Source organism: Glycomyces niveus (assembly GCF_017592475.1).
Lineage (GTDB): Bacteria > Actinomycetota > Actinomycetes > Mycobacteriales > Micromonosporaceae > Glycomyces > Glycomyces niveus.
On the sequence record NZ_JAGFNP010000002.1, the window covers coordinates 105,614 to 125,203 of the forward strand.

Consider the following 19,590-nt stretch of genomic DNA (forward strand, 5'->3'; position numbering starts at 1 on the left):
TTCCGACCTCTGCATGTAACGATTCGGCAAACTCGGCTTGCGTTCGTGAGGGGCCTCACCTAGTCTCACAGAATCCGGTTTCTATCCCGGTGTCGAAGAGCGCGCCACTCGGAGCGCAACCCCTGAAGGAGTACCCATGAGCACTGGGACGGAGCGGGCCGCGGCCCGCGAGGCGCAGCCCGGCGTCAACCTCTCGCGTCGCGCGGTCGTCAAGGCCGGTGCGACCGCCGCCGTCGCGGCGCCCGCGCTCGCCGCGTGCGGACCCTCGGCCGGAGGCGGCGGCGAGGGCGGCAAGACCCTGATCCGGTTCCTGTACGCCACCGGCGACGCCACCTGGAACGCCGTCGTCACCGCGGTCACCGAGGCGTTCAACGCCCAGAGCAGCACCGTGGTCGTCGAGCCCGAGCCGCTGCCGTCCGCCGCGGACTACGCGACGGCTCTGAAGACCGTGGACGCGACCGGAAACTGGCCGGCCCTGGTCGACATGCGCGACACCCTCACCTACATGGAGGCCGGGAAGATCGCACCGATCCCCGAGAGCGTGACCTCCCTGCTCAGCGACGAGGTGTACGCGCCCGCCGAGGACGGCTCCGTCTACATCGTCCCGAGCACCGCGCTGAACGGCGAGATCGGGTTCAACATCGTCTACGACAAGGACTACTTCGAGGCCAACGGCCTCGCCGTGCCCACCACCTACGCCGAGTTCATCGCGCTCCTGGACGCGATCAAGGCCAACGGCGACGCGCCGCTCGCGATGGCCGCCGCCGAGGTCTGGCCCTCGGACCAGATCTGGAAGCCCCTCGCCGCCCCCACCTTCGCGGAGTTCAGCGAGGGCGGCGGCTACTGGAACGCCGTCGAGGCCGGGGAGGCGACCATCGCCGACCTGCGCGACCCCATGGAGCGGCTGAAGACCATCACCGACGAGTACGCCCTCGAAGGCTGGCAGTCCACGCAGGACGCCCAGACCTCGACGCTCCTCGTCAACGGCCAGGCGATCATGGCGACCTCCTCGGCGGGCCTGGGGCGGCTCAACGACATCGCCAAGGTCGACCCCGACTTCAACGCCGGGCTCTTCATCATCCCCGCCGACGACGGCACCCTCCACGTGCTGAAGAACTCCGTCAACGGCGACACCGCCGCGGGCATCGCCATCTCCAAGCAGGCGCAGGAGGACGGCGAGCAGTACGACGCGGCCGTGGAGTTCCTCGAGTACTACTACTCGGTCGAGGCCTGCAACCTCATGGAGCAGACCGGTGTCGTCTCCCCGAACATCAAGGCGGGCGCGGAGGTCGAGCGCAACTCGAGCATCCCCGGCGCGGCTGACTACTTCGCGCTCCTGGAGAACCCGAAGCTCTCCTGGTACGAGAATTCGCCGACCAACCCCAACCACTCGACGTTCCAGACCTTCTTCCGCCAGAGCCGGATCGAGATGATGGACGACCAGATCACCATCGACGAGCTCATCGAGAAGTCCCAGGGCGAGTTCGAGAAGAACATGGCCGAGGGCTAAGGCCACCGACCCATTCGGCGGCGCCTGCCCCGGGGCGCCGCCCGAACCGTCAGAGAGGACGACCCGTGACCGACCAGCAAGTGCTCGTCAAGGCACTCCCGGCCGAGCCCCCGCCCGCCGCGCGGCCCGCGCCGGGGCGCCGCCGCCCCCGCTTCGACCGGCAGCGCATCGCGATGCTCCTGTTCATCGCGCCCGCCGCGATCCTGTACGCGCTCATGATGATCGTGCCCTCGCTGCAGTCGATCCAGCTGAGCTTCACCGACTGGGACGGCATCAGCCCCACCTTCGAGTACGTGGGCCTGCGCAACTACGAGGACATCCTCACCGGCGAGCGGTTCTGGAACGCCGTCAAGAACACCCTGATCCTCGGCCTCGGCTCTGCCGTGATCGTCAACGTGATCGCCCTCGCCGTCGCGATGATGCTCGACAAGCTCGACCACGCGCAGGGGTTCTTCCGCACCATCGTGTACCTCCCGGCCCTGGTCAGCGGCTTCATCGCCGCGACCATCTGGAAGTACGTGCTCAATTTCAACTTCGGCGCCGTCAACGCCACCCTCAAGGGCCTCGGCCTCGACGCGCAGACCCGCGACTGGCTCGGCGACCACGACATCGTCATCGGCGTGCTGCTGTTCATCATCTGCTTCACCCTGGGCGGGAACACGACCCTGATCTACCTGGCGAACCTGCAGTCGGTGCCGCAGGAGCTCGTCGAGGCCGCCCGCATCGACGGCGCCTCGCGCGCCCAGGTGTTCCGCTACGTCACCTGGCCGATGCTCGCCGGGGCCGTCACCGTGAACATGACCCTCATGATGATCGCCGGGTGGACGATCTTCGACCAGATCATGGTCCTCACCATGGGCGGGCCCGGGTTCATCTCGGAGACCATGGCCTTCTTCATCTACAAGGTCGGCTTCGGCGAGTACCGCGCGGGCTACGGCAGCGCCGCCGCCGTCGTCCTGTTCATCGTGGTCATGGCCACCACGGTGATCGCCAACCGCTACATGCGCAGCAGGGAGATCCAGGCATGACCGACCCGAAGCCCAAGCGCGCCAAGGAGCGGCGCCGCCTCACCGCCGGCGAGCTGATCGTGATGGCCGTGCTCGCGATCCTGGTGATCGCCGTGTCCTTCCCGGTGCTGTACGCCCTCCTCAACTCCTTCCGCAGCTACGCGGACATCACCAAGGACCCGATGGGGCTGCCGACCTCGCTCGACTTCAGCAACTACCTCACCCTCTTCCAGACCACCGAGTACGGCGAGGCGCTGCTCAACACCGCGATCATCACCGCCGGGACGCTCGTCATCCTCATGGCCCTGGTCCCCATGGCCGCATACGGGATCGAGCGGGTCGGCGGCCGCACCGGCCGGTGGATCTACCTCCTCTTCATCGCCGGGCTCATGATCCCGTTCCAGGTGCGGATGATCCCGCTCGTGACCTCCATGAACGAGGTCGGGCTCTACAGCACCCTCACCAGCGTCATGCTCGTCCACTTCGGCGGGTCCGCCGCCTTCGGCGTGCTGCTGTACTGCAGCTTCATCAAAGGCGTGCCGCGCGAGATCGAAGAGGCCGCGAACATGGACGGCGCGGGCCGCCTGCGCACCTTCTGGTCCATCGTCTTCCCGATGCTCCTCCCGGTGACTTCGGCGTTCGTCATCATCCAGGCGCTGGGCCTGTGGAACGACTTCTTCATCCCGCTGGTGTTCCTCGACGCCTCCTCGGCCGGCACGATCAACGTCGCCCTCAGCCGCATGTCCGGCCTCATGGCCTCCCAGTGGGAGCTCATCTACACCGGCGCCATCGTCGCCACCGTCCCCTCGGTGATCCTCTTCGCCGCGTTCCAGCGCTACTTCATCAAGGGCATGTCGATCGGGGCGGTGAAGGGATGAGCACCATCGGCGCCGCCCGCGGCCTCTTCGCCTACGACGGGAGGCTCGCACGAGTCCTGCTCGCGGTCTTCCAGTGCTTCGCGATCTCCGCGCTGTTCCTCCTCACCGCGCTGCCCGCGATCGTGGTCGACCAGGCCTCCGGCCGGATCTCCCACGCGGCCATCTGGCTCGGCGTCCTCGCCGCACTCCCGATCGGACCGGGCGCGTACGCGGTCCTCGCCGGGATGCGCGGCTTCATCGCCGAACACGGCTACCAGGGCCGCCTGTTCAAGCGGTTCTGGTCGGACTTCGCCACCGGTACCGCCCGTCTGCGCTGGCTGTGGGCGGGCGCGGCCGCGATGGAGCTGCTGCTGGCTTACAACGCAGCCCTGTACGGCGACGGTGACGGCGCGTTCCTGGCGGTCACGGCCGGGGGAGTACTCGTGGCGGCGGCGGTCGTCGCGGTCTGCTGCGTCGCACTGCAAGGCGCTTCGGGTCGTCCCCTGGAAGTCCTCACGCTCGCGCTGCACGCCGCGGCGGCTCGCCCGCTGGCCCCGCTCGCCTGGCTCGCCGTCCTCGCGGCCGCTCTGGTCGCGACGCAGCTGCCGGTCTTCGGCGCCAACCTCTCCCTGTTCCTCCCGGCTCTGGCGGTTTGGACGCTCCTCACCGCCAACCGCGTGACGGGCTTCGACCGCAAGGCCGCAGCGCTCATCGGCTGACCACGAGGGTGTTCGCTCCTCCATTCTCGTGCGGGCAGGCTTCGCCGCGAGGGCGCTGCCGCCTGATGGTCTGGTCTGGTGTGCACGAGGTTCCGGCTATGGTGGGCGTTGCGCCTGCGTGTACGTTGTGCCTCGTTCAGAGCACGTGCCGCCCGGTCAGGGTGATCCCGACGGGGCCGTCTTCCACCCGGTCCAGCCGAGGCCGGAACAGCTGCGGAACCCGATAGCACTGGGGGGCGAGCCCACTCCTGTCAGTGTCGTAGTGGGGTCGGGATCGCGAGGTCAGTCGAGCCGGCCAGAGGCTTGGCTCAGTCTGCTTGCACCTGCTCGACTCCTGTGCGAATCCCATATCCCTGTGCGTATGTCAATGGTCCGCCCGGCCGCGTCCACCGGCAACACCCACAAGGGTCGAAAGTGTTCACGTTTCGCGCCGGTCGTGTTGGGCTGCAAGGGATCCGGGCGTCTTCGTCCCCCGCGGTCGGGTGTGTCGCCCGCCGAGGCCCCCGATGCAACGATGCCTGAAGGGTCCGACACAAAAGCGCGACACCAGTACCACCGCGGTTCGGGAGCGCACTTCGAACCGATCCCGCCGTTGCCGTCGCTGATGCTTTTGAGGACCCGCGCTCTCTCCGGCGCGGGGGCGAAACGTCGGAGCGGGAGGGAGCGACCGTCGGGGCGGGAGCGGAACTCTGGGCGGCCGGCTAGCCGCGCAGAAGCGGCAGGAGCTGGTCGCCCTGGCGCTTGATCTCGGGGAGGTACGGGGTGTCGGAGAGGACGAAGTGGCTGATGCCGAGCGCCTCGTACTTGCGCAGGGACTTTGCGACGTCCTCGGCCGTGCCGACGAGCCAGGTCGTGCCCGCGCCGCCGCCGCCGACCCTGCCGGGGGCGGTGTAGAGGTTGTCGTCGAGCACGTCGCCGCGTTCGGCGAGGGCGAGGAGCCGCTGCTGGCCGGTGGCGCGGCTCCAGTCGTGGTCCGGCGCGCGCTTCCCTGCCTCCCTCATCTGCGCGACCTTCGCTTCGGCGTCGGCCCAGGCCTGCTCGGCGGTGTCCCGCACCAGGGTCGTGACCCGCAGGCCGAACTCGAGCGGCGCGTGCTCGCGGCCCAGGGTCGCACTGAGCTGCTTGAGCCGGTCGATGCGCTCGGCGACGCCGTCGAGCGGCTCGCCCCAGAACAGCTGCACGTCGGCCTCGGCCGCCGCGACGCGCTCGGCCGCTTCGGAAGCCCCGCCGAAGTAGAGACGCGGATGCCGTCGCTCGCCCGTCGCCACCGGCTTCAGCTCGAGGCTCGAATCGGTGACCTGGAAGTACTCGCCCTGGTACGTCACCTGGTCTTCGGTCCACAACCGCCGCACGATCTGCAGGAACTCCTTCGTGCGCGCGTACCGGTCCGCTTGCGCCCCTTCGGTATCGCCGTAGGCGGCCTGCCCGTCGTGGCCCGAGACGATGTTGACCAGGACCCGGCCGCCGCTGAGGTGGTCGAGCGTCGCGGCGGCCGAGGCGAAGTTCGCCGGGCGCCAGTACCCGGGCCGGATGGCGATGAGCGGTTTGAACGACGTGGTCCGCGCCGCCAGCGCCGTGGCGACGGTGAACGTGTCCGGCCGACCCCAGCTGGTGCCGAGCAGCGCGCCGTCCCAGCCGTGGGCCTCGAGTGCTTCGGCCTGGGCGGTCAGGGTCTCGAGGCTGTTGTGGCCTTCGACGACGTCGTCGCCGCGGTGCCCGGGGCGGGTCTGGTTGGGGATGTACCAGAGGTGTTCGCTGCTCACGGAGGTCTCCGAATCCAATGATCATATATATCCTATCGACATAGTATAGTTTCATATGGCGTTCGTCCACGACGAGCGCGCCCCGGGTCGGAACTCGCAGCCCGGCCCGGGGTCCTCCGGCTTTTCCGGGCTCTCTGTTCTCTCCGCAGTGTCCGCCGCGGCCGTCGATGCGCGCATCCTCATATGCGCATCCTGTTGGTATTCAACGTCACCGGAACCCGTGCCCCTTGAGGACTTCCATAATGACAATGATTACCGTTACCATAAATCTCGACCCCGCCCCTGAACCCCTGAAGGACCCCGGATGACCCTGACCTCAGCGCTGCCGCGAGCCGGAGCGCTCGCCGCCGCGCTCCTCCTCACCGCACTGGCGGCCCCGGCTCCGGCCCAGCCCGCGGCCGAACCCGCGGTGCTCTCGGTCGGCCACACCGACGCCATGCGGGTCACCTACGAGCACGGGAAGCTCGGCCTGCGCGTCAAGGACGACACCGGCGACGCGGTCAAGTTCCACGACCCCGCCGACGTGGTCTTCCAGGTCCTGCCGCACGCCGAGATGGCGATCCCCGAAGGCGGCGTGCTCGACTTCATCGGCGCGCCCGGCGACCCGATCTGGCTGCTGCCGTTCACGCAGGACCACACCCTGCTGTGGCCCGGCTGGAGCACCGAGGAGCTGGACACCGGGACCTTCAAGGACGACAAGGTGTCCATGCGCCTCGTCGGCGCCGAGGGACCGGGCGAGGTGGCGCTGTGGGGGCTCGGCAACTTCGGCACCCCGAACGTCTTCTTCAACACCCGGGACGGCCTGCCCGACGCGATCAGCGTCAACACCAACTCCCACGTCCACTCCACATGGGCCTTCACCGCCACCGGCGAGTACACCCTCACCTGGGAGTTCACCGGCACCCTCGCCGACGGCACCGAGGTGTCCACCGGACACGTCGACTACCACTGGGTCGTCGGCGACCTCCCCGGCGAAGACCCCGACCCGGACCCGGACCCGGATCCGGGCACGTCCGACCTCGACGGCCGCCTCGTCCTCGACGAAGGCCATGTGGACGTCCTCGCCACCACCTTCGCCGACGGCGCGCTCGCCCTCGACGTCAAGGACGGCACCAAGCTCCACAGCCCCGACACCGTCCACCGCGACCCCGACGACGTGGCCTTCCACGCTGGCCCCGCCTCTGAACTCACCTTGAGCCAGGAGCTCGTCGACTACTGGCAGGTCGAGGACCGCTATGACGCGGGCGACAAGCTCTGGTGGCTGCCCAGCAGCCAGCAGCAGGGCGTCCTCTTCCCCGGCTGGAACTCCGACATCCCCGCCGGCACATTCCGCGACGACGCCCTCGACCTCGAGTTCACCGACTTCAGCGGCCCCGGCGACCTGCTCATGTTCATCCCCGGCGACGGCATCGAACCAACGGTCCTCTACGCCGACACCGCCGACGGCCTCCCCGACACCATCGCCACCAGGTCCAAGACCCACGCCCACGCCGACTGGCTCTTCAGCGCCCCCGGCGTGTACACCCTGACCTGGCAGGCCGAGGGCGTGCTGGCCGACGGCACCCCCGTCAGCTCCGCACCCGAGAAGTTCGTCTTCGTCGTCGGCCCCTGGCCCGGCGAGGATCCCGACCCCGGCGACCCGGGGAACCCCGACCTCGAGAGCACCCAGACCATCACCGCCACCGTTGACACCGACGCGGGCGGGCTCGTCATCAGCGTCGACCCCGCCGACCGCGACGTGGTCCTCCCGGCCATGGCGCTCGACCCCACCGCCACCCGCTGGACCACCGAGGGCGAGCTCCGCCCGGTCACCGTGACCGACACCCGCTCGGCCGACCCCGGCTGGAACGCCGCCGCCCAGGTCTCGCAGTTCACCAGCGGCGCAGGCGGATTCAGCAGCACCCACCTCGGCTGGCGCCCCGGCGTCGTCTCCACCGGCGCGAGCCAGCAGGTCGCCCCCGGACCCGCCGTCGCCGGCGCGCTCGACGGCGGCCCCGGCCTCGCCACCTCGCAGATCCTCGCCGCCGCCGCGGCCGGGTCCGGCAACGGCACCTGCGTGCTCGGCGCCGACCTGCACCTCGATCTGCCCACCGACGTCGAGTCCGGCACCTACACCGCGCTCGTCACCTTCACCGCCATCTAACCCACCCGAAAGGAACCCCCTTGCGAACCGTCACCAAGTACGCCGCCGTCGCGGCCGCCGCAGCCGCGGTCCTGGCAGCGACCGCCGCCCCGGCGACCGCCCAAGGCTCCGGCCGCTACACCGTCCTCTCCGAAGGCCACGTCGACGTCTTCGGCCTCGCCTACGAGGACGGCGCGCTCGACCTCCACGTCCACGACGAAGAGCACGCCGCCGAATACGCCCCCGGCGAGGTGGTCCTCAAGGCGAACAATGAAGCCAAGACCACGATCCCGGCCGGGTACGACTTCCTCGGCGCCCCCGGCGACGACGTCTGGATCCTCCCCGACACCGAGGTCGCGGGCCTCCTCTTCGCCGGCTACGGCGCCGAGGAGATCGCCCCCGGCGACTTCGCGAACGACACCCTCACCCTCACCGTCCACGACGCCTGGGGCGACGTCGACCTCTACACCGTCGACGACTTCGGCACGCCCGCGGTCGAATTCGACTCCGACGAAGGCCCCGGCTCGTGGCAGGTGACCGCCGGCGGCCACGGCCACCTCAACTGGGCCTTCGGCGAAGCCGGGCTCTACAAGCTCACCGTCGAGGCTGAAGGCGTCCTCGCCGCGACCGGCGAGACCGTCTCGACCGGCGAGGTCGACTACTGGTTCTGGGTGGAGGCCTGACCCATGCGATCCACGATGATCAAGGCCGGCGCCGCCCTCGGCGCCGCGGCCGCCCTCCTGTTCGCCGGCACCGCGCAGGCCGCCACCACCGTCGGCTCCGGCCACGTGGACGTCCTCGCGCTCGCCTACGACGACAACGCCAACAAGCTCGACCTGCACGTGGAGTTGGCGAACGGCACCGTCCTCGAACCCGCCGACGTCCTCTTCGACGTCCACAGCGCCCACCAGGTGACCACCGCCAGCGCCACCAACTGCCGCACCGACCTCGGCACCAACTGGGTCCTGCCGCGCCTCGAAACCGCCGGAAAGCTCTGGGCGGGCTGGAACACCGAAGCGCTCACCCTCGCCTCCTTCGGCGGCTCGGTCACGGCCGACCTCGTCTCCTACACCGCCCCGAGCGGCGGCCAGGTCGCCGTCTACGACGCCTCCACCAACACCACGCGACTCCACACCGACCCGGCCTGCGACGACGGCGCGATCGCCGTCACCGAGACCCACCATCACCCGACCTGGGTCTTCACCCAGCCCGGCACGTACACGCTCACCTTCCAGCTCAGCGCCACCCACACCACCAACGGCGCGGTGACCTCCGACCCCGTCACCTACACCTTCGACGTCGGCTAGGACCAGGTTCCCTCCCACAGGAAAGCGGGGCGGCCGCAGCACTCGGCCGCCCCGCGCCCCCGATCCGAAAGTCCCCCAGTGAAACCCAATCCCGCCCTCACCGCCGCGAGCGCCGCCGCGCTGGCCGTCGCCCTCACGGCCGCCGCGCTGCTCGCCGGGGCCTCCGCCGCCGCCCAAGAGGCCGAGGTGGAGCCCGCCGCCGTCACCTGGGGCGTCAACCCCTCCAGCCAGGACGGACCGGACGGCCGCGCCGCCTTCGACTACGAGCTCGACCCCGGCGAGACCCTCATCGACTTCGTCGGCGTCTCCAACTTCGGCACCGCCCCGATCACCGTCGACCTGTACGCCTCCGACGCCTACACCACCGAGACCGGCGCGTTCGACCTCCTGCCCTCCACTGAGGACCCCGTGGACGCCGGGTCCTGGGTCGGCTTCAACGAATCCCGGGTCACCATCGCCCCGCAGACCCGCCTCGACGTGCCCTTCGCCCTCACCGTCCCCGCCGACGCCACTCCCGGCGACCACGTGGGCGGCATCGTCGCGGCCGTCACCGAGACCGCCACCGACGCCTCCGGCAACGAGATCCAGGTCGAACGCCGCGTCGGCGCCCGCATCCACCTCCGTGTCACCGGCGAACTCGACCCCGCCCTCGTCCCCGAATCCGACGAAGAGGCCTTCCACTACACCTGGAACCCCGCCGCACCCGGCGACGTGAGCTTCGAGTACGCCGTCGCGAACACCGGCAACGTCCGTCTCCAAGGGACGCTCGTAGCCCGCGTCTCCGGCCCCTGGGGCCTCCTCGAACGCGAGGTCACCGTCGCCGAACTCCCGCAGATCCTCCCCGGCGACCGCTACGAGGGCGAAGCCCGCCTCGACGGCGTCTGGCCGCTCCTCTACGAGCACCTCGAACTCACCGTCAGGCCCGAAGCCGCCAACGAAGCCGACGCCGCAGCGCCCCTGCCGTCCCGCTCCGACGAGACCACCCTGTGGGCCCCGCCGTGGACGCAGGCCGCGGTCCTCGCCCTCCTCACCCTCGCCGCCTGGATCTGGGCCAAGAGCCGCAAACGCAAGCGGCGCAAAGCCATCCAGCCCGCCCCCGAACCGGAACCCGCCGACGACAAGGAGCCCGCCGCAGCATGAGGCGCACCCCCACCATCCTCACCGGCGCGACCGCCGCCGCCCTCCTCCTCACCGGCTGCACCGGTACAGGCGGGACCGGCGACGGCATCGACGTCGTCGTCACCACCGAACTCATCAAGAACTGGACCGACATCGTCGGCGGCGACCGCGTCACCGTCGACACGGTCGTTCCCCCGGGCGGCGACCCCCACTCCTACGAACCCAGCCCCAACGACGCCGCCAAAGTCGCCCGCGCCGAACTCGCCTTCACGAACCACCTCCTCCTCGAAGACCACCCCCTCATCAAGCTCTTCGACGCCAACGTCCCCGACGGCGTCCCCAACCTCTCCCTCGCCGAGAACGCCGAACCCTACGGCGCCAAGCTCATGCCCCTCGTCGAGAACATCAGCCTCGACACCGTCTGGCTCGGCTTCGGCGTCCGCGGCGAGACCGAGACCCGCTCCGCCGAGATCGGCGTCCGCCTCACCGAGTTCACCGGCCCCGGCCAGGCCGCCATGTTCCTCACCGACGCCTTCGGACAACCCGAGATCTACTGGGACACCGCCGACGGCCTCGCCGAGAACGACGTCATCACCCTCCCGCCCAACGCCCACACCCACGTCAACTGGGCCTTCACCGAACCCGGCGTCTACACCCTCACCGCCGCCGCCACCCTCACCGACAACGGCGCCACCACCGACGCCGGCACCGCCACCTTCACCTACGCCGTCGGCGTCAACCCCCGCGAAGTCCGACCCGGCGCCACCGTCCTCGACGGCGGCCACGCCGACCTCACCGTCGACCTCGCTACCGGCGGCTTCACCGTCCGCGACGACGACCGCGGCGAGCTCGCCCCCGACACCGTCGTGATCGACGTGCCCACCAAAGCCATCGAGGCCGTTCCCGAAGGCGAGCCGTTCGCGTTCCTCGGCCCGGCGGGGGAGGAGGTCTACCAACTGCCGCAAGCCGTCCTCGGCAAGCACGTCCACGGCGAGATCGACCCCCACCTGTGGCAGGACGTCGCCAACGCCAAGGCCTACGTCCAGGTCATCGCCGCCGCCCTCATCGAACTCGACCCCGACGGCCGCGACACGTACGAGGCCAACCGCGACGCCTACCTCGCCGAACTCGACGACCTCGACGCCGAAGTCGCCGCCGCCATCGCCACCATCCCCGAAGCCGACCGCCAGCTCATCACCACCCACGACGCCTTCGGCTACCTCGCCGACGCCTACGGCATGCAGATCGCCGGATTCGTCGTCCCCAACCCCGCCGCCGAACCCAGCGCCAAACAGGTCGAAGCCCTCACCGAGACCATCGCCGACCTCCAAGTGCGGGCCGTCTTCGTCGAACCCAACCTGCACGCCCGCGCCTCCGTGCTCCGCCAGGTCGCCGAAGACCAAGGCGTCCAGGTCTGCACCCTGCACGGCGACGCCCTGCCCCAAGACGCACCCACCTACATCGACATGATGCGGCAGAACGCCTCCGAGCTGAGCCGCTGCCTGGGAGGAGACCAATGAGACCCCACCGGATGGCGGCCCTCGCCGGCGCCGCCGCGCTGGCCGCCGGGCTGCACGCCGCCCCCGCGAACGCGGAGGAGGCCGAAGGCCTCGCCGAGTTCGCGACCTCCGGTGCGCGCCTGAAGATCGACGCGCCGTCCGAACTGGAGACCGTGCCGTCGCTCGTGCCCGAACGCGGGGACTTCGCCTTCCTCGGCGCGCCCGGCGACCTCGTCTGGATCGCCGGGACCGTCGACGGCCAGACCTTCCCGACCCTCGACGCCGCAGCAGTCGACGCCGATGTCCGAGTCTCCCTGGCGAAGACCGAAGGCCCCGGTGACGCCTGGCTGTACACCTTCGAAGGCGCGGGCACCGCCGCGCCGCTCGCCTCGACCGCCGTCGGCGCGCCGTTCACGCTGACCGCGGGTACGACCACGCCGGTGGTCCTCGCAGTGGACGAACCCGGTGAATACACGCTCGAACTCGTTGCCACCGAAGACCAGGCGAAGGGCACGGTCGCCGCGACCGGCCGCGGCCAAGCCACCACCGCTGCCCGCACCACCTACAGCCTTACCGCCGAGGAGATCACTACCGAAGAGGCGCAGGCGATCGCGACCGACGAGCAGCCGAACAGCGGCGGCGCGCAGGCCGGCACCTCCTGCGAGATCATCGCCGACGGCCACATCGACATCGGCCCCCGCTTCGTCGACGGCGCCTGGACCGCGCAGCTGCGCGACGACCGCGCCGCCGAATCCGTCTGGCGCGAACTCGACGACGTCGTGCTGCAGGTCCCCGACACCGCGCTGTTCCCCATCCCCGAGGGCGACTTCGACTTCCTGGGCGAGACCGGCCAGGAGATCTACATGCTGCCGCAGGTCCAGGCCTCCGGCATCGTCTGGCCCGGCTGGAACACCCAGGACCCCAGCGTCATCGAAGGCGTCCCCGGCGCGATCGAATGGAATCTCGCCAAAGTGGACGGACCCGGCGAGTTCACGATCTTCCTCACCGGCACCTTCGGCGGCGCCGAGGTCCTCTTCGACTCCTCCGAAGCCCTGCCGCAGACCGTCTCCATCCCGCGCAACACCCACGCGCACGGCAACTGGACCTTCTCCGAGCCCGGCGTCTACCGCCTCACCGTCGAATTCACCGCCACCACCGGCGACGGCGAGACCGTGACCGCCACCAAGGACATCCAACTCGCGGTCGGCGCCGCCGTCGACCCCGACGAAGCCTGCTCGGGCGGCGGCTCGGGCGACACCGATCCGGGCGGCGGGGACGAGGACGACAACGGGTTCCTGCCCACGACCGGCACCGGCCGGCTCCTCTGGGGCCTCGGCGCCGCGGCCGTCGCCGTGATCGTCGGCGCGGTCATCATGATCGCGACCCGCAAGCGCCGCAAGGGAGCAGCCGATGCGGGCTGACCTCGAAGTATCGGCACTCGCGGTCACCCTGGGCGGCAACCAGGTCCTGCACGACGTGGACCTCGCCGTCGGCCCCGGCGACACGGTCGGACTCATCGGCCCCAACGGCGCGGGCAAGACCACGCTGCTGCGCGCCGTGCTAGGCCTCCTCGCCCCCGACACCGGCACCGTCCACATCGGCGGCAGGCCGCCCCGCGCGGCCCGGAGCCGCCTCGGCTACGTGCCCCAGAAGCACGAGTTCGCGTGGGACTTCCCGATCACCGTCGCCGCAGCGGTCCTCAACGCCCGCACCGCGACTCAATGGACCGGACCCCGCCGCGCCGACCGCGAGGCCGCCGCGGCCGCCGTCGAGCGCGTGGGCCTCACCGACCTCGCCGCTCGCCCGATCGGGGCGCTCTCGGGCGGCCAGCGCCAGCGGGTCCTCGTCGCCCGCGCGCTGGCCCGCGAGCCCGGGCTGCTGCTGCTCGACGAGCCGTTCACGGGCGTCGACGTCCCGACCCAGGAGCTGCTGGTCGGGCTGCTCACCCAGCTCGCCGAGGAGGGCACTGCGATCCTGATGACCACCCACGACCTCGCCCAGGCCCGGGCGGTGTGCACGCGCCTGTGCCTGCTCAACCGCACGGTGGTCGCCGACGGCCCGCCGTCTGAACTGGACGATCCGTCGTTGTGGCTGCGGGCGTTCGGGGTCGCCGAGTCCGAACTCCTGCTCACCGGGACCGCGAGGGAGGCCGAGTGATCGAGTGGCTGACCGAGCCCTGGCAGCTCGAGTTCATGCAGCGCGCGTTCATCGTGGCGCTCATCGCGGCGGTCGTCTGCGTCGTGGTCGGGACCTTCGTGGTGCTGCGCGGCATGGCGTTCATCGGCGACGCGGTGGCGCACGCGGTGTTCCCCGGGGTCGCGGTCGGGTTCGTGATCCATGCGAACCTGGCGCTGACCGGCGCGGTCGCGGGGATCGTGACGGCGGTGGCGATCGCGCTGATCAGCCAGACGCGGCGTCTCAACGAGGACACGGTGATCGGCGTGTTCTGGGCGGGGTCGTTCGGGCTGGGGATCGTGATCGTCTCGACCCAGGACGCCTACACCGGCGACCTCACCTCATTCCTCTTCGGACAGATCCTGGCGCTCGGGGACGACGACGTGCGCGCCGTCGCCTCGGTGGGCGCGGTCCTGGTCGCGCTCACGTTCCTGCTGCGCCGCCAGCTCATCGCGGTGAGCCTCGACCGCGAGACCGCGAAGGCCTCGGGCCTGCCGGTGCTCCTTCTCGACATGGTCCTGTACGCGATGGTCACGGCCGCGATCGTGGTGGCGCTCCAGGCGGTCGGCAACGTCCTCGTCCTGGCCCTCCTGGTCACCCCGGCGGCGACGGCGCGCATGGGCACCGAGCGCCTCGCCACGATGACCGCCGCGGCCTGCGCGCTCGCGGCCTTCGGATCGGTTGCGGGCCTGTACCTCTCGTACCACTACAACCTCGCGGCCGGCGGCATGGTCGTCCTGATGCTCACCGCGATGTTCCTCCTGGCCTGGCTCGCGGCCCCGAAGCACGGCCTCCTCTGGAGGCGCCTGCGGGCGGGCGTACGGGTGGCCCCGGGTACCCGCCCAGTCCCACCTTCACCACTACCAGTGAAAAAGGACAGCGTCCCATAGGGGTACGACACCGGTGTTCGAACGCGGTTTATCCGAGGATCGCTCTCGTTGCGGCGGTCAGTGCTCGGCGGGGGCCGGAGTGCCCGTGGCGTGGGCGGCGTGGGAGAGGACCTGCTCGAGGAGCGGTTTGATGTGGTGGTCGGCCGCCGAGTAGTAGACGAAGGTGCCCTCGCGGCGGGTGGTGACGAGGCCGGCGAGGCGGAGCTTGGCGAGGTGCTGGCTCACGGCGGTGGGCCGCGCGCCGGTGAGGTCGGCGAGGCAGGCGACGTTCTCCTCGCCTTGCAGCAGCGCCCACATGAGCTTCAGGCGGGTCGGGTCGGCGAGCATGCGCAGGGCGTCGGCGGCGACGCGCGCCTGCTCGTCGTCCGGCATCGTGAAGTCCTCGATCCCCTCGTGCATGGGCTCAGCTTACCCCGTCTTGTTATCTGCGTAATTGCGAATATAAGATGATGCGCATGTTGTCGAGCATGTTCCGGCTGTCCGACGTCCGCTGGGCCGCCGCCGCCCTCGCCTGCTTCGCCGCCGGCGGCATCGCGCAGCTGGCCGCCGCCCCGATGTGGGCCTGGCTGCCCGCCTACCTCGCCTGCTACGCGGCGGGCGGATGGGGGCCCGCCTGGGAGGGCCTGTCCGCGCTCCGCAAGCCGCGCTTCGAGGTCGACCTCCTCATGGTCATCGCGGCCGTCGCCGCCGCCGCGATCGGCCAATGGTTCGACGGGGCCCTGCTCATCGTCATCTTCGCGACCTCCGGCGCCCTCGAGTCGGTCCTCACCGAGCGCACCGCCGACTCGGTCCGCAGCCTCCTCGAACACGCCCCCGACCAGGCCGTGCGCCTCGCGAACGGCCGCGAGGAGCCCGTGGACGCCGCCGCCCTCGCCCCCGGCGACCTCGTGCTGATCCGCCCCGGCGAACGCGTCCCCGCCGACGGCACCGTCGTCTCCGGTGAATCCGAAGTGGATGAGTCGACCCTCACCGGCGAGGCCCTGCCCGGCCGCAAGGCCGTCGGCGCGCAGGTGCTCGCCGGGACCGTCAACGGCACCGGCGCCCTCGAAGTGCGCGTCGACCGCGCCAGCGCCGACACCGTGCTCGCCCGCATCGCCCGCCAGGTCGAAGAGGCGTCCGAGGCGAAGTCCCGGACCCAGCTCACCATCGAACGCGTCGAGCAGCCCTACTCGCTCGCCGTGGTCGCAGCGACCCTCGCGCTCATCGGCGTCCCGCTCCTCGCCGGAGCGGCCTTCGAGCCGAGCCTGCTGCGCGCCATGACCTTCATGATCGTCGCCAGCCCCTGCGCGATCGTCCTCGCGACCATGCCGCCGCTCCTCGCCGCCGTCGCGCTCGCCGGAAGACAGGGCGTGCTCGTCAAGAGCGCCCTGATGATGGAACGCCTCGCCGAGGTCGACCGGGCCGCGTTCGACAAGACCGGCACGCTCACCACCGGCTGCCCCGAGGTCGAGCGCCTCATCGCCTTCGACGGCGACGCGGCGCGGCTGCGTCGCCTCGCGGCCGCCGCCGAAGCCCGCTCCGAGCACCCGATCGGCCGCGTCCTGGCCGGTCTCGCCGACCACACCGACGCGACCGAGTTCCAGGCCATGCCCGGTCGCGGCGTGCGGGCCGTGGTCGACGACATCGAAGTCCTCGTCGGCCACCCGATCCTGCTGAACGACGCCGAGGACGACGCCCGGGCCCGAGCGACCGTGGGGGAGTTCGAGACTGCCGGCCTCACCGTCGCGGTCGTCATCGCCGACAAGCGCCCCGTCGGCGTGATCGGACTCTCCGACGCCGTGAGACCCGATGCCGCCCAAGCGGTCGAGGCCCTGCGCGCGCGGCTCGGCACCGATCCGAGCCTCCTCACCGGCGACCATCCGGCCGCCGCCCGCCGCGTCGCCGCCGCGGTCGACATCCGCGACGCCGAGGCCACCCTCCTGCCGGGGGACAAGGCCGACCGCCTCGCCGGGACCCGGACCCTCTACATCGGCGACGGTGTGAACGACGCGCCCGCGCTGGCCGCCTCCCACGTCGGCGCGGCCATGGGCGGCACCGCCTCGGACCTGGCCCTGCAATCGGCGGACATCGTGCTCGTCGGCCGGCGCCTCACCGCGCTCCCCGCCGCGATCGACCTGGCGCGCAAGGCCAGGCGCGTCGCCCGCGTGAACCTGGCGTTCGCGGCCGCGGTCATCGCGGTACTCGCCGCCTGGGACCTCTTCGGCGAACTGCCGCTCGTCCTCGGCGTGGCGGGCCACGAGCTCTCCACGGTGATCGTGGGCCTCAACGGACTCCGCCTGCTGAGCCGCCGCCACTGGAACGAGCGAGCGCTGTAGCGGCCCGCCGACCGAGCCCGGTTACCCTCTGCGGGTGAACAGCCTCGCCTCGAACGACAACCGCCGGGTGCCGGTCATCGTCCTGTCAGGTCACCTCGGCGCTGGGAAGACGACGCTGCTCAACCATCTGCTGAGCCGCCCGGGCGCGCGGGTCGGCGTGATCGTCAACGACTTCGGAGCGGTGAACGTCGACGCCGCCCTGGTGACCGGGCAGATCGACGAGCCGGTCTCGATCGCCGGCGGCTGCCTTTGCTGCCTGGAGGACGCGGGCGGCCTCGACCTCGCCCTGGAGCGGCTGACCGACCCGCGCCGCCGTCTCGACGCGGTCATCGTCGAGGCCAGCGGCATCGCGGAACCGGGCGCGCTGGCCTGGATGATCCGGTCCAGCAAGGTCGCGCGGGTGCGGCCGGGCGGTGTGATCGACGTGGTCGACGCGGTCGAGCATTTCACCACTGTGGACGACGACGGGCCGCCGCCCGCGCGGTTCGCCGTCGCGACTCTGGCGGTGATCAACAAGATCGACCGGCTCCCCGCCGACCGGGCCGAAGCCGCCGCGGCCGCGATCGAGGCGCGCATCCGCGAGGTCAACCCCGGCATCCACATCGTGCGCACCTCGCGCGGCCGCGTGGACCCCGAACTCGTGTACGACGTCGCCTCCGCGGACGACCCGCAGGACGAGCTTCCCCTTGCGGCCCTTGCCAGGCGGGCGCACCACCACGAGGGGCATCGGCACGCGGACGCCGTGACCGTGCGGACCCTCGCCGCCGCGGACGCGGGCCGTCTGGTCGACCTGTGCGCGGACCCGCCGGAGGGCGCGTACCGGATCAAGGGCACGGTCTGCGTCGACACCGACCGCGGCCCGCGGCGCTTCACGGTGAACGTGGTCGGCGACCAGGTCCACATCGCCGACCGCGCCGGGGCCGCGATCGGCGGCGAATTGGTCGCGATCGGGACGGGCCTCGACGCGGACAAGGTGCGGCCGCGCCTCGAAGCCGCCCTCGCGCCGGCGGAGGGCCGCAATGCCGAGGGGCTGCGCCGACTCCTGCGCCTGCGCGAACTGAGCCGGTGACGGCTCGGCCCCACCGGAGGCGGGCGCCGGCCGCACCTCGATTAAACTGACAACCATTTCCATTAACGAAAGGTTGTCGATGAAGAAGCTGCCGGTCACCGTGCTCTCCGGGTTCCTCGGTGCGGGCAAGACCACACTGCTCAATCACGTGCTGAGCAATCGGGAAGGGCTGCGCGTCGCGGTCATCGTCAACGACATGAGCGAGGTCAACATCGACGCCGACCTCGTGCGCGACGGCGGCAGCCTCTCTCGCACCGAAGAGCGCCTGGTCGAGCTGAGCAACGGCTGCATCTGCTGCACCCTCCGCGACGACCTCCTCGAAGAGGCCGCCCGGCTCTCCCGCGACGGCCGCTTCGACTACCTCCTCATCGAATCCAGCGGCATCTCCGAGCCGATGCCCGTCGCCGCGACCTTCGCGTTCGGCGAACTCGAGCAGGGCCTCCTGTCGGACCTGACCGAACTCGACACCATGACCACGGTGGTCGACGCCGCGAACGTGCTCATCGAACTCCAGCGCGGCGACGACCTCCTCTCGCGCGGGCTCGACGCCTACGAGGACGACGACCGCACCGTATCGGACCTCCTCGTCGACCAGATCGAGTTCGCCGATGTGCTGGTGCTCAACAAGACCGACCTCGTCACCCCGGACGAGGCCGACCGCGTCGAGGCGGTCCTGCGCCGCCTCAACCCCGACGCGCGCCTCATCAGGGCGATCCGCGGCCGCGTCGACACCGCGAGCGTCCTCGGCACCGGCCGCTTCGACCTCGACCGCGCCCAGGAGGCGCCTGGCTGGGTCAAGGAGATCAACGGCGAGCACGTTCCCGAGACCGAGGAGTACGGCATCTCGAGCGTGGTCTTCCGCGACGCCGCCCCCTTCCACCCCGAACGGCTGTGGCGCTTCGTCCAGGAACTCGACTCCGGCCGCTACGGGACCGTGCTGCGCTCCAAGGGCTTCTTCTGGCTCGCGACCCGCCCCCAGGTGACCGCGTTGTGGTCCCAGGCCGGCGCGGTCGCCCGCTTCGACCCCTTCGCCTCCCGCGACGCCGCCCAGGGCCAGGAACTCGTCTTCATCGGCGTCGCCCTCGACCACGCGGCGATCGAGTCGGCCCTGCGCGGATGCCTTGCCAGGGAAGGCGAAACTGCCGACACCGACCCCTTCGAACCCTGGGATGCCCACGGGCTCGACCACGACCACGACCACGTTGGGATCGCACGTTGAGCAACGGATCGCCCTCGAC

17 protein-coding genes are annotated in these 19,590 nt (G+C 70.8%); 15 read left to right on the forward strand and 2 right to left on the reverse strand.

Annotation, left to right across the window (positions count from 1 at the left end):
• Positions 1 to 136 precede the first annotated feature (136 nt).
• The 4 genes from J5V16_RS03415 (at position 137) to J5V16_RS03430 (ending at position 4,093) form a co-directional block, all read left to right on the forward strand.
• Positions 137 to 1,510, forward strand: coding sequence for an ABC transporter substrate-binding protein (locus J5V16_RS03415; RefSeq protein ID WP_208494606.1), 1,374 nt, complete (start codon positions 137 to 139; stop codon positions 1,508 to 1,510).
• 65 nt (positions 1,511 to 1,575) lie between these two features.
• Entirely contained in the window at positions 1,576 to 2,538 is a 963-nt protein-coding gene (locus J5V16_RS25345; protein ID WP_208494607.1) for a carbohydrate ABC transporter permease, read from the forward strand.
• Positions 2,535 to 3,395: a carbohydrate ABC transporter permease gene (locus tag J5V16_RS03425; RefSeq protein ID WP_208494608.1), complete on the forward strand. Its 861-nt coding sequence runs from the start codon at positions 2,535 to 2,537 to the stop codon at positions 3,393 to 3,395. Before J5V16_RS25345 ends, J5V16_RS03425 begins: the two co-directional genes overlap by 4 nt.
• Positions 3,392 to 4,093 carry a hypothetical protein gene (locus J5V16_RS03430; protein ID WP_208494609.1) on the forward strand — a complete coding sequence of 234 codons (702 nt, stop codon included), beginning with the start codon at positions 3,392 to 3,394 and terminating at the stop codon, positions 4,091 to 4,093. The genes J5V16_RS03425 and J5V16_RS03430 overlap by 4 nt, the downstream gene beginning before the upstream one ends.
• Before the next feature lie 701 nt (positions 4,094 to 4,794).
• Here the strand turns inward: J5V16_RS03430 and J5V16_RS03435 are convergent.
• On the reverse strand, positions 4,795 to 5,856 hold the full coding sequence (locus J5V16_RS03435; protein WP_208494610.1) for an LLM class flavin-dependent oxidoreductase: 1,062 nt from the start codon (positions 5,854 to 5,856) through the stop codon (positions 4,795 to 4,797).
• Positions 5,857 to 6,160: 304 nt separating this feature from the next.
• On the opposite strand from J5V16_RS03435, the gene J5V16_RS03440 reads away from it, so the two are divergent.
• From J5V16_RS03440 to J5V16_RS03475, 8 genes are all read left to right on the forward strand, one after another.
• The gene (locus J5V16_RS03440; protein WP_208494611.1) at positions 6,161 to 7,999 is read left to right on the forward strand and encodes a choice-of-anchor M domain-containing protein; all 1,839 of its coding nucleotides are present in this window, start codon (positions 6,161 to 6,163) and stop codon (positions 7,997 to 7,999) included.
• 20 nt (positions 8,000 to 8,019) lie between these two features.
• Positions 8,020 to 8,661 (forward strand): choice-of-anchor M domain-containing protein, encoded by a 642-nt coding sequence (locus J5V16_RS03445; protein ID WP_208494612.1) that lies wholly within the window; start codon positions 8,020 to 8,022, stop codon positions 8,659 to 8,661.
• Between the two features lie 3 nt (positions 8,662 to 8,664).
• On the forward strand, positions 8,665 to 9,285 hold the full coding sequence (locus tag J5V16_RS03450; protein ID WP_208494613.1) for a choice-of-anchor M domain-containing protein: 621 nt from the start codon (positions 8,665 to 8,667) through the stop codon (positions 9,283 to 9,285).
• 78 nt (positions 9,286 to 9,363) lie between these two features.
• Entirely contained in the window at positions 9,364 to 10,425 is a 1,062-nt protein-coding gene (locus tag J5V16_RS03455; RefSeq protein WP_208494614.1) for a WxL protein peptidoglycan domain-containing protein, read from the forward strand.
• A complete protein-coding gene (locus tag J5V16_RS03460) occupies positions 10,422 to 11,924 on the forward strand; it encodes an anchored repeat ABC transporter, substrate-binding protein (RefSeq protein WP_208494615.1) in 1,503 nt (500 codons plus the stop codon). The genes J5V16_RS03455 and J5V16_RS03460 overlap by 4 nt, the downstream gene beginning before the upstream one ends.
• Positions 11,921 to 13,324 carry a TIGR03773 family transporter-associated surface protein gene (locus J5V16_RS03465; RefSeq protein ID WP_208494616.1) on the forward strand — a complete coding sequence of 468 codons (1,404 nt, stop codon included), beginning with the start codon at positions 11,921 to 11,923 and terminating at the stop codon, positions 13,322 to 13,324. Before J5V16_RS03460 ends, J5V16_RS03465 begins: the two co-directional genes overlap by 4 nt.
• Positions 13,314 to 14,060 (forward strand): anchored repeat-type ABC transporter ATP-binding subunit, encoded by a 747-nt coding sequence (locus J5V16_RS03470; RefSeq protein WP_208494617.1) that lies wholly within the window; start codon positions 13,314 to 13,316, stop codon positions 14,058 to 14,060. The genes J5V16_RS03465 and J5V16_RS03470 overlap by 11 nt, the downstream gene beginning before the upstream one ends.
• Positions 14,057 to 14,968 (forward strand): anchored repeat-type ABC transporter permease subunit, encoded by a 912-nt coding sequence (locus J5V16_RS03475; RefSeq protein ID WP_307792854.1) that lies wholly within the window; start codon positions 14,057 to 14,059, stop codon positions 14,966 to 14,968. The genes J5V16_RS03470 and J5V16_RS03475 overlap by 4 nt, the downstream gene beginning before the upstream one ends.
• Positions 14,969 to 15,025: 57 nt before the next feature.
• On the opposite strand, the gene J5V16_RS03480 is transcribed toward J5V16_RS03475, so the two are convergent.
• Positions 15,026 to 15,367: an ArsR/SmtB family transcription factor gene (locus J5V16_RS03480; RefSeq protein ID WP_208494618.1), complete on the reverse strand. Its 342-nt coding sequence runs from the start codon at positions 15,365 to 15,367 to the stop codon at positions 15,026 to 15,028.
• Positions 15,368 to 15,423: 56 nt separating this feature from the next.
• Between J5V16_RS03480 and J5V16_RS03485 the strand changes: the two genes are divergently transcribed.
• From J5V16_RS03485 to J5V16_RS03495, 3 genes are all read left to right on the forward strand, one after another.
• A complete protein-coding gene (locus J5V16_RS03485; protein ID WP_208494619.1) occupies positions 15,424 to 17,283 on the forward strand; it encodes a heavy metal translocating P-type ATPase in 1,860 nt (619 codons plus the stop codon).
• Positions 17,284 to 17,317: 34 nt separating this feature from the next.
• A complete protein-coding gene (locus J5V16_RS03490) occupies positions 17,318 to 18,352 on the forward strand; it encodes a CobW family GTP-binding protein (protein WP_208494620.1) in 1,035 nt (344 codons plus the stop codon).
• A 79-nt stretch (positions 18,353 to 18,431) separates the two neighbouring features.
• Entirely contained in the window at positions 18,432 to 19,571 is a 1,140-nt protein-coding gene (locus J5V16_RS03495) for a GTP-binding protein (RefSeq protein ID WP_208494621.1), read from the forward strand.
• The last annotated feature ends 19 nt before the right edge of the window (positions 19,572 to 19,590 follow it).